We start from the raw sequence: 8157 nt of genomic DNA on the forward strand, positions 1-8157 counted from the left end.
GGGGAGCGGACCGGACGTGGGACCATCGAAGGGCGAAAGCCCGGGCGCCGAGAGCGCCCGCGACGCGGATCGGACAGGCCCGACGCCGGAGGCCGAGGGGCCGGACCCCGGCGCCGGGCGCGAGGCGGATCGCGCCCCCGCGTCAGGGCCGCAAACGGCAACGCAGGCTGGGGCGGGAGCATCCGGGGAGCACGCTCCGCTGGCCGCCCCGGACCCCGCCTCGCCCCCCGCCGCGAGCGGCGTCTCGCCCGAACTTCGCGACGCGCTGATCGAGACGCTCTACGGCCTGCCCATCGACCCGCTGCGCTATGACGAGACGATGCGCACCTGGGGTCTCTACCTCTCGGCGGCGGCGGAACCGCTGCTCGACTCGCGCATCGACGCGGAGGTTCCCTCCCGGCTCGAGGGGCTGATAGATCCATCCGTCGAACGGCATTTCCGACAGGCGGAGGAGCTGATGCGCCGCCTGCGCCCGCGCCCGCAGCTCGACCCTGAACAGCTGGTGAAGGATGAGCCCCGGCCGGCGTTCATCGTCTCGTCTCGGGGCCTGCTGGCGGCCAACGACGCGGCGCGCGCGGCGTTCGAGCTGCCCGCCGGCCGCCTGCCCGGCGCGACGCTGGCCGAGGCCTCGCGGGCGCTGGGGCTTGACCCCGAGGGGCTGGCGCGGCTGGCCGAGGCGCTGTCCCGGCTGGAGGCGCGGCTGGCGGCCGAGGACGATCATGCCGCCGGCCGCAGCCCGGAGCGGCTGCTGCTGCTGCGGCTCGACACGCCTCAGGGCGAGGGCCGGCTGTTCTCGCTCGAGGCGCTGCCGGCCGGGGCGGGGGGCGAGACCCCCTCGGCCCGCCTGTCGCAGGTCGCCTTCCTGTGGACGCCGCAGATGGCCCGCCAGCTCGGCGAGGCCTTTTCCCTGACCCCGGCCGAGCTGGAGGTGCTGGAGGGCGTGGCCCTCGGGCGGGAGCCGGCGGCGATCGCGGCGCGGCGCGGCTCCTCGCTGGCGACGGTGCAGACGCAGATCAAGACGCTGCTGCGCAAGATGGGCATGCGCTCCAAGGTCGAGGTGGTGCGCCATGTGGCGACGCTGGCGCTGCCGACCGAGCCGGGGGCGGCGCCCGAGACCGCCCCGCGCCGCCTCGGCCCCGGGGACGAGGCCCGGCGGGTCGAGGAGCTGACGCTCGACGACGGGCGCCGCCAGCCGGTGGCCCTGCAGGGTCCGCCCGACGGCCGCCCGGTGCTGCTGCTGCACGGGATGCTGGACGAGGGCCGGGTCACCGAGGCCTTCGCGCGGCGCCTGTCGGAGCGGGGCCTGCGCCTGGTGGTCCCGCTGCGCCCCGGCTTTGGCCGCGCCAGCCCCGCCCCCTCGCCCGAGACGCTGCCCGCGACGGTGGCGGCCGACCTCGCCCAGGTGCTCGACCGGCTGGAGCTGGGGGCGGTGACGATCCTGGGTCACATGGCCGGCTCGCTCTACGGCTACGAGGCGGCGCGGCGCCTGCCGGAGCGGGTGACGCGGCTGGTCTGCGTCTCCGGGGGCGTGCCGATCCAGAGCGCGCGGCAATTCCGGATCATGTCCGCGCGCCAGCGGGTGATGGCCTGGACGGCGCGGTTCACCCCCAACGTGCTGCCGCTGATCGTGCGCGGCGGGGTGGCGATGATCCGCTCGGGGCGCGAGGATCGCTTCCTGCGCCGCCTCTACCCCGACGACAGCCGCGACCGGCGCACGGCCGAGGACCCCGAGATCCGCGCCATCCTCTACGCGGGGTTTCACGCCTCCGTCGCCCAGGGTCCCGCCGCCTTCGCCGGCGACGCGATCCACGTCACCCGCGACTGGTCCGACGCGGCCGACGCGGCGCGCTGCGAGCAGATCCTGATCCACGGCGCCCACGACCCGGTGGTGCGCCTGGACACGGTCGAGGCGTTCGCCGCCCGCTCCCCCCTCCGCCAACTGGAGATGATCCCCGACGGCGCCCAGCTGATCCTGCACACCCACCCCGACGTCATCGCCCGCCGCCTGTGAGCCTGCCGCGTCGGGGCGGGAGAAGGGGTCTCCATCCCCCCTGCGCAGGCGGGCGGCGAGCGGGTCCGTCTCAGCGTCACTCGCAGGATCGGGGCGCGGCGCGCGCGGCGTCCGCTCCGCGACCCGCCATGGCGCGCGCGTCCAACCGCGTCAGCTCGTCCGGGCTGGCTGCGCGGCTCGGGCACGGCAGGGTCATCGGGGCTGGCGATGGGCGGACGGGAGCCTGGCGGCAATCCTCGACGATCGATGACTCCGGCGACGCCGAGCCCGATGACCCTGCGCCTGCCGGAGGAGGATGCCCCGTTCGCGCCAGACTGGGCGGGGCTCGCGACCGGGATGCACCTCAACCAGCGGACGCTTTCGATCATCAGGGGCGCGGACGAGGTGCGGCGCTCTGCGCGGCCGGCGTTGCCGGAGAGTTCCGTGTCCCGGCCCCGATCCTCGCGGTCGGGCGCGCCCGTCAGCTTGCCGAACAGGCGGTGGTTCGCGGGGGCGATGACGTTCTCGCCGTCGTCGGTGGGGAGGGCGTCGAAGGGGACGACCTTGTCCATGCCCGCCCGCTGGCGGGACGGCTCGACCCCGGTCAGGGACAGGTTCGCGGCGACGGGGCCGAGATTGGCGAAGGCGATCTCCAGCCAAGAGGCGTCGTCGCGGAACGGCGGGCCTCAGCCACGGCCGCGCTGCCTTTCGCCGGCGCCGTGAGCCTGCGGATATCGACCGCTTCGGCGATCCGGTCGATCAACCGACCGGCGCCGACCTGTGACGGCGCCGGTCGCAGAGGACCCGGGCGCTACCGGATCGTGATCGTCACGGTGTCGATCTCGCCGGTGAACGCGAAGGGCGCCTGGTAGTCCGGAATGACCGGCTGACCGGGATCCTCGCCGACGCCGAAGGTGTCGGCGCCGAACCGGCCGGGAACCGTCGCCTCGAGCCGCGCCTGGGCGGCCTGCTCGCCGTCGACGGAGAGAGTGATGGTCGCGCCTGCGCCCGGGGCGTCGCCGCCCTCGTAGGCGAAGTCGACCTCGAGCGTCGCCTCGCCCGACACGGGCGCCGTGCCATGCAGGACCGTCCGGTCCCCGAAGTAGTTGTAGACGAAGACCGGGACGCCCTGGTCGAGGTAGAGCGTCAGCCCCGCCGCCAGCCCGCCGAAGGCCATGACCACGCCCTCCGTCGCCTCGCCCTCGGCCGAGATGGTGGCGGTCAGCGTCCAGGCGTTGTTCTTCATCGGCGGCGCCGCGGGTTCGGGAATGCGCATCGCGCCGGCGTGGTAGGTGAAGGTCTTCCCCGACGCGTCGGCGCCCGGCGCCGGCGGCTTGGGAACCGCAAGGCGCGCCGCGCCGCGGTCGTCGAGCGGCAGCACCGCGTGACGGCGCGCCGCCTCCTCGAAGCCGGCCTTGAGCTCCTCGAGCTTCTCGGGGTTCCCGGCCGCCAGGTCGTTGGCCTCGGAGAAGTCGTCGGGCAGGTAATAGAGCTCCCACACGTCCGCATCCCAGTTCCCCGGAGCGAGATCCTGGCGCCAGGGCAGCGTGTGCTGGGCGTTCGCCTTCCAGCCGTCCTTGTAGAAGGAGCGGTTGCTGAGGATCTCGAAATGCTGGCTGCTGCGGCCCGGGAAGTCCGGGTTCTCGAAGCTGGCGAGGAACGAGGCGCCCTCGACCGGCTTCTGCTCGATGCCGTCCACCGTCTCGGGCGCGGGGATGCCCGCGGCCTCGAGCACGGTCGGGAACACGTCGATCACGTGCAGGAAGGCCTGGCGGGGCGCGTCGTCGGGCTGGATCCGCGCCGGCCAGCTGACCACCATCGGATTGCGCGAGCCGCCCAGGTGCGAGGCGACCTGCTTCACCCACTGGAAGGGAGCGTTGCCGGCCCAGGCCCAGCCCATCGGGTAATGCGGCTCCGAGCCCGGCTGGCCGACCGTCTCGAGCTCGGGGAGCATCTCCTCCAGCGAGCTCTGGATGCCGTTGAGCGAGGCGATCTCGTTGAAGGTGCCGTCCTGGCCGCCCTCGGACGAGGCGCCGTTGTCGCCCACGATGTAGATCACCATCGTGTTCTCGGCGTCGGGCAACGCCTTCACCGCGGCCAGCAGCCGGCCGACCTCATGGTCGGTGAAGGCCATGTAGCCGGCGTAGTTCTCCATCAGCGCGGCGTAGACGCGCTTCTGGGTGTCGTCGAGCGTGTCCCAGGCCGGAACCCACTCGGGGCGCGGGGTCAGCTCCGTGCCCTCGGGGATCAGGCCCCTTTCGAGCTGGCGGCGGTAGGTGGCGTCGCGATAGGCGTCCCAGCCGTCGTCGAAGGCGCCCTTGAAGGGCTCGCGCCATTCGGCCCGGGCCTGGTGCGGCGCGTGCATCGCGCCCGGCGCGAAATACATGAAGAAGGGTTTGTCCGGGGCTACGGACTTGAAGAACGCCATCCGCTCGATCGCCCGGTCGGTCATGTCGGTGAGCAGGTGATAGCCCTCGTCGGGCGTGGTCTCCGGCTCGACCGGCAGCGTGTTCTCGAACAGGACGGGGTAATACTGGTCGGTCTCGCCGGCGTTGAACCCGTAGAAATAGTCGAAGCCCAGGCCGGTGGGCCAGCGATCGAAGGGGCCCGCGACCGTCGTCTCCCAGTCCGGGGTGTTGTGGTTCTTGCCATACCACCAGGTGGCGTAGCCGTTTTCCCTGAGCACCTTGCCGAGCGTCGCGGTGCTCTTGGGGATCATGGTCGAGTAGTTGGGGAACCCGGTCGCCCATTCCATCAGGAAGCCGTTGCCGGCCACGTGATGGTTGCGCCCGGTCAGCAGCGCCGCCCGGGTCGGGCCGCAGATCGCGGTGGTGTGGAAGCGGGTGTAGGACAGCCCCTCGGAGGCCAGCTGATCGAGCGCCGGCGTGGGGATCTGGCCGCCGAAGGTTCCGGTCTGCCCGAAGCCGACGTCGTCGAGCAGGACGATCACCACATTGGGCGCGCCCTCGGGCGCCGCGATCGGCGCCTGCCAGTGCGGGGTCGAGTCCTGGTAGGTCCGGCCGATCTCGCCCGTAAAGGGCTCCAGCGGCTGCGGCAGGGCGGAGCGGTCGGGCCAGGCGGCCGACGTCTGCGCCTGGGCGCCCGGAGCGGCGACGGCGAGGGCGACGAGCGCCACGATCGCCGCGGTCACGCGCGGGAAAGTCGGCGCGGGGGCCGGGCGGAAGGCGAGGACGGGCCTGGCCTCTGGGGTCGGCGACATGATGCGCATCCTTCTCAGCGGCGTCGGACGCGCGGGGCGGCCGACCAGGTCATTACGCAGCGGAATACACTTGAAATCAAGGATCTCGGGACGCCCTGCGCCAGCCGAGGCCGGCGCAGGGCGGTGGCTCAGTCGAGCCGGACCAGGTCGTCCGGCTTCCAGCTTCGGTCGAAATACGCCTGCTCGGGGCCGTAGAGGCGGAACAGGAAGAACCAGCCCTTACCGGGGACGGTCTTCACCCAGTTCGCCGCCTCGTCCTCCGGGACCTCGGGTCCGAAATAGAGGTCGGTGCTGCCGTCGGCGTTCTGTTTCGGCTGGGTGAAGGTCGAGATCCGCGCGAAGTCCGAGCCGTTGTCGAGCTGCGAGCGGCTCTGCGTGTCATAGACCGTCACCGACCAGTAGAGCTTCGCCGGGATGTCCGCGGGCAGATGCATCCGGTAGCTCTGGCCCCCGTCGAGCTGCGCGCCCTCGGCGTCGCGGGTGCCCCAGGGATAGGCCTGCCCGACCCCCGGCGTGGTCGAGTTCATCAGCTGGCTGGTTCCGCAGGCCAGGTAGAAGAACTGGGTGCGCGAATCGTGGTTCACGTGGCCGTCGATCTCGAAGGCGGGGCTGCCGCCCATGTAGGCCTCGCTGTAGAAGCGGTCGGGCCAGTGCCAGCGCTCGGGGGGGCCGTCGCTCTTGAACGCGATCGAGCGCGCCATCGCCTGGCCGGTGACCGCCGCGCGCTCGAGGATCTTCCGCATCCGGTCGTCGGGCTCGAAGGGCTGGCCGGGGGCGAGGCCGATGGCCTTCATCAGGCCCATGGCGAAGGCGTCGGTCTGGGTGCCGGGCTCCTCGCTCACCACTTCGGCCAGCCGCTCCCAGTAGGCGAGCCCCTCCGGCGGGATCCGGTCCAGATCCATGCCGCTCATGTTGAAGAATTCGAGCGTCGGGCGGGCCGAGGGATCGTCCATCGCGCTCAGCGGATAGATCTTCAGCTCCTCCTCCATCAGCGCGACGGCGGCGGAGGTGTCGGGCCCGTCCTCGGTCCGCTCGACATTGCCGCGCAGCAGCATCCAGCTGACGTAGGTGGCCGGGCGGACCACGACCGTGTCCCCGGGGGCCTCGCCCTCCCACCCCGGCGGCACGATCAGGTAGCGCCCGCTGGCCGAGACCGCGGGGATCACGTCGACGACGGGCTTTTCCCAGATGTCGTCGATGAAACCCGGCAGGGCGGCGGGAACCTCCGCCATGATCGGCCCGTCCTGCGTGTCGAAGAAATAGTCGACATACATCGAGTCCGGATTGCCGGTCAGGTGGCCGACGTTGACCCTCATCAGATCGCCCAGATACCCGACCTTCCACTGGTCCGAGCCGCCGCCCATGCCCTGCGCGTTGGACATCCGGTACTGCTGCATCCCGACCGCGGGCAGCCCCCACAGGTAGACCTGGACCGCGCGCTGGTAGTCGAGTTCGTCGAGCATCTTCCGGGCGGTGTCGTCGGTCGGCACGCCCAGCCGGTATTCGGGCGAGAAATCGGCCGGCAGCGCCTCCTGCGCGGCGGCCGGCGCCGCCTGGACGAGGCCGACGCCCCCACCCAACACGGCTGCGAGGAGACCCTTCGTCACACGTTCCAAACTCACCACGCCCTCCAGTTCTCTCAGTCGGCGAAGGCCCCGACGCGGGAGCCTGCACGGGTTACTTTCGTAAAGGAAGTTTCGGCGCCAAACAGCCCGCCAGCGTGCATTCTCAAAGATTTATTCTTGTTCATTCAAATGGCCCGCCGGGTGGCGGGCGGAACGGCTGGCTGCCAAAGCAGCCGAAGGCGGTCCATGAACGCCTTCTCGACGTCTGCGAGCTTCGGACCCGCAGGCGGGGCGAAAACCTCCGTTCCCTCGACGATCGGCCGGGCGGCCTGAATGGGTTGGCCGTGGGGCGGCCGGACCTGCTGACGACGGCCGGCGCCTTCAGTCCCTTCCTCTGCTTCATCGCCCGTCCAGGCTGTCCTCCCGGGGCGGGCGGCGAACATCGATCTGTCTCGATCAGGGAATCGGGAGCTGGGAAACCGGCGGCGCCCTGCGCCGCGACCTCGCGGCCGATCCGGTCGAGCAGGCGCAAGACCTGCGGCGCGGAAGGTCGTCCTGAGCCATCTTCACGGGATGCGAGCCCGGCCTGCTTGCGCTTCGACCAGGCGCCCTCCGCACGAGGTGCGCCATGAATATGGGCGCCCCGATCATGTAGATGTGACGTATCAGATCCTGAGCCGGCGCGCTGCCCGATGTCGTGAGCATATTCCGTGAATGCCCACGCCCAATAAACTGATTGCGCGGCAGATGCCGGCCACCAATCCGAAACCGAGTCAAAAGCGGCGACGCCGTCAAGAATGGCCCCGCATTCCGCGTGGGCGCGATTTTTCGCCTGCGCGACCGCTCCTGCAAACAACGCATCGCGATTCCCGGCGAGCCTCGGCAGTCTAGCGACGCGTCCGCTCGCCGTAGCCGTGCCTGACTCGCCTGGAGAGCAACCCGGTCGGAGGTGGGCCTCGGTCGCCTTCGGATGGACCCGCTCGCCATTGACGCACAGACCTCACGAGCAGGTGTCGGCTCGAATGAGCAGGCGTCTCGACACTCGATCTCAATACCAGATCAAGGCGCTGCAAACGCAGGGTCAGCGATCTTGGCTGGGGCGGCAGGATTCGAACCTGCGAATGGCGGTACCAAAAACCGCTGCCTTACCACTTGGCGACGCCCCAAAGCGCGGCGGAACCTAACCGCGAGCGCGCGGAGCGGCAAGGCCCTGCGCGGCGCGAACGCGGGCGCCCTGCGACAGCGGAAACGCCTTGCGCCCGGCACGGCGCCCTGCTACCTCCGGCGCCGCAGCGGGGACGCATGGTTCTCGCCGCTCGGTTCGGAGTGTAGCTCAGCCTGGTAGAGCACTGTCTTCGGGAGGCAGGGGTCGGAGGTTCGAA

General features: G+C 71.2%; 4 protein-coding genes and 1 tRNA gene. 2 read left to right on the plus strand and 3 right to left on the minus strand.

The window, feature by feature from the left end:
* The first annotated feature begins 16 nt into the window (after window positions 1-16).
* Both AAC134_RS14100 and AAC134_RS14105 read left to right on the plus strand, forming a co-directional pair.
* On the plus strand, window positions 17-2011 hold the full coding sequence (locus AAC134_RS14100) for an alpha/beta fold hydrolase (RefSeq protein WP_339949741.1): 1995 nt from the start codon (window positions 17-19) through the stop codon (window positions 2009-2011).
* A 128-nt stretch (window positions 2012-2139) separates the two neighbouring features.
* The gene (locus tag AAC134_RS14105) at window positions 2140-2862 is read left to right on the plus strand and encodes a hypothetical protein (protein ID WP_339949742.1); all 723 of its coding nucleotides are present in this window, start codon (window positions 2140-2142) and stop codon (window positions 2860-2862) included.
* Here AAC134_RS14105 and AAC134_RS14110 read toward each other — a convergent pair.
* From AAC134_RS14110 to AAC134_RS14120, 3 genes are all read right to left on the minus strand, one after another.
* Complete coding sequence (locus AAC134_RS14110) at window positions 2802-5210, minus strand: arylsulfatase (protein ID WP_339949743.1); 2409 nt, start codon at window positions 5208-5210, stop codon at window positions 2802-2804. The two genes, AAC134_RS14105 and AAC134_RS14110, sit on opposite strands and share 61 nt — an antisense overlap.
* A 128-nt stretch (window positions 5211-5338) precedes the next feature.
* The gene (locus tag AAC134_RS14115) at window positions 5339-6832 is read right to left on the minus strand and encodes a DUF1254 domain-containing protein (protein ID WP_339949745.1); all 1494 of its coding nucleotides are present in this window, start codon (window positions 6830-6832) and stop codon (window positions 5339-5341) included.
* A 1034-nt stretch (window positions 6833-7866) separates the two neighbouring features.
* A tRNA-Gln gene (locus tag AAC134_RS14120) sits at window positions 7867-7941 on the minus strand.
* Window positions 7942-8157 lie beyond the last annotated feature (216 nt).

This window comes from uncultured Albimonas sp., from assembly GCF_963977235.1.
Lineage (GTDB): Bacteria > Pseudomonadota > Alphaproteobacteria > Rhodobacterales > Rhodobacteraceae > Albimonas.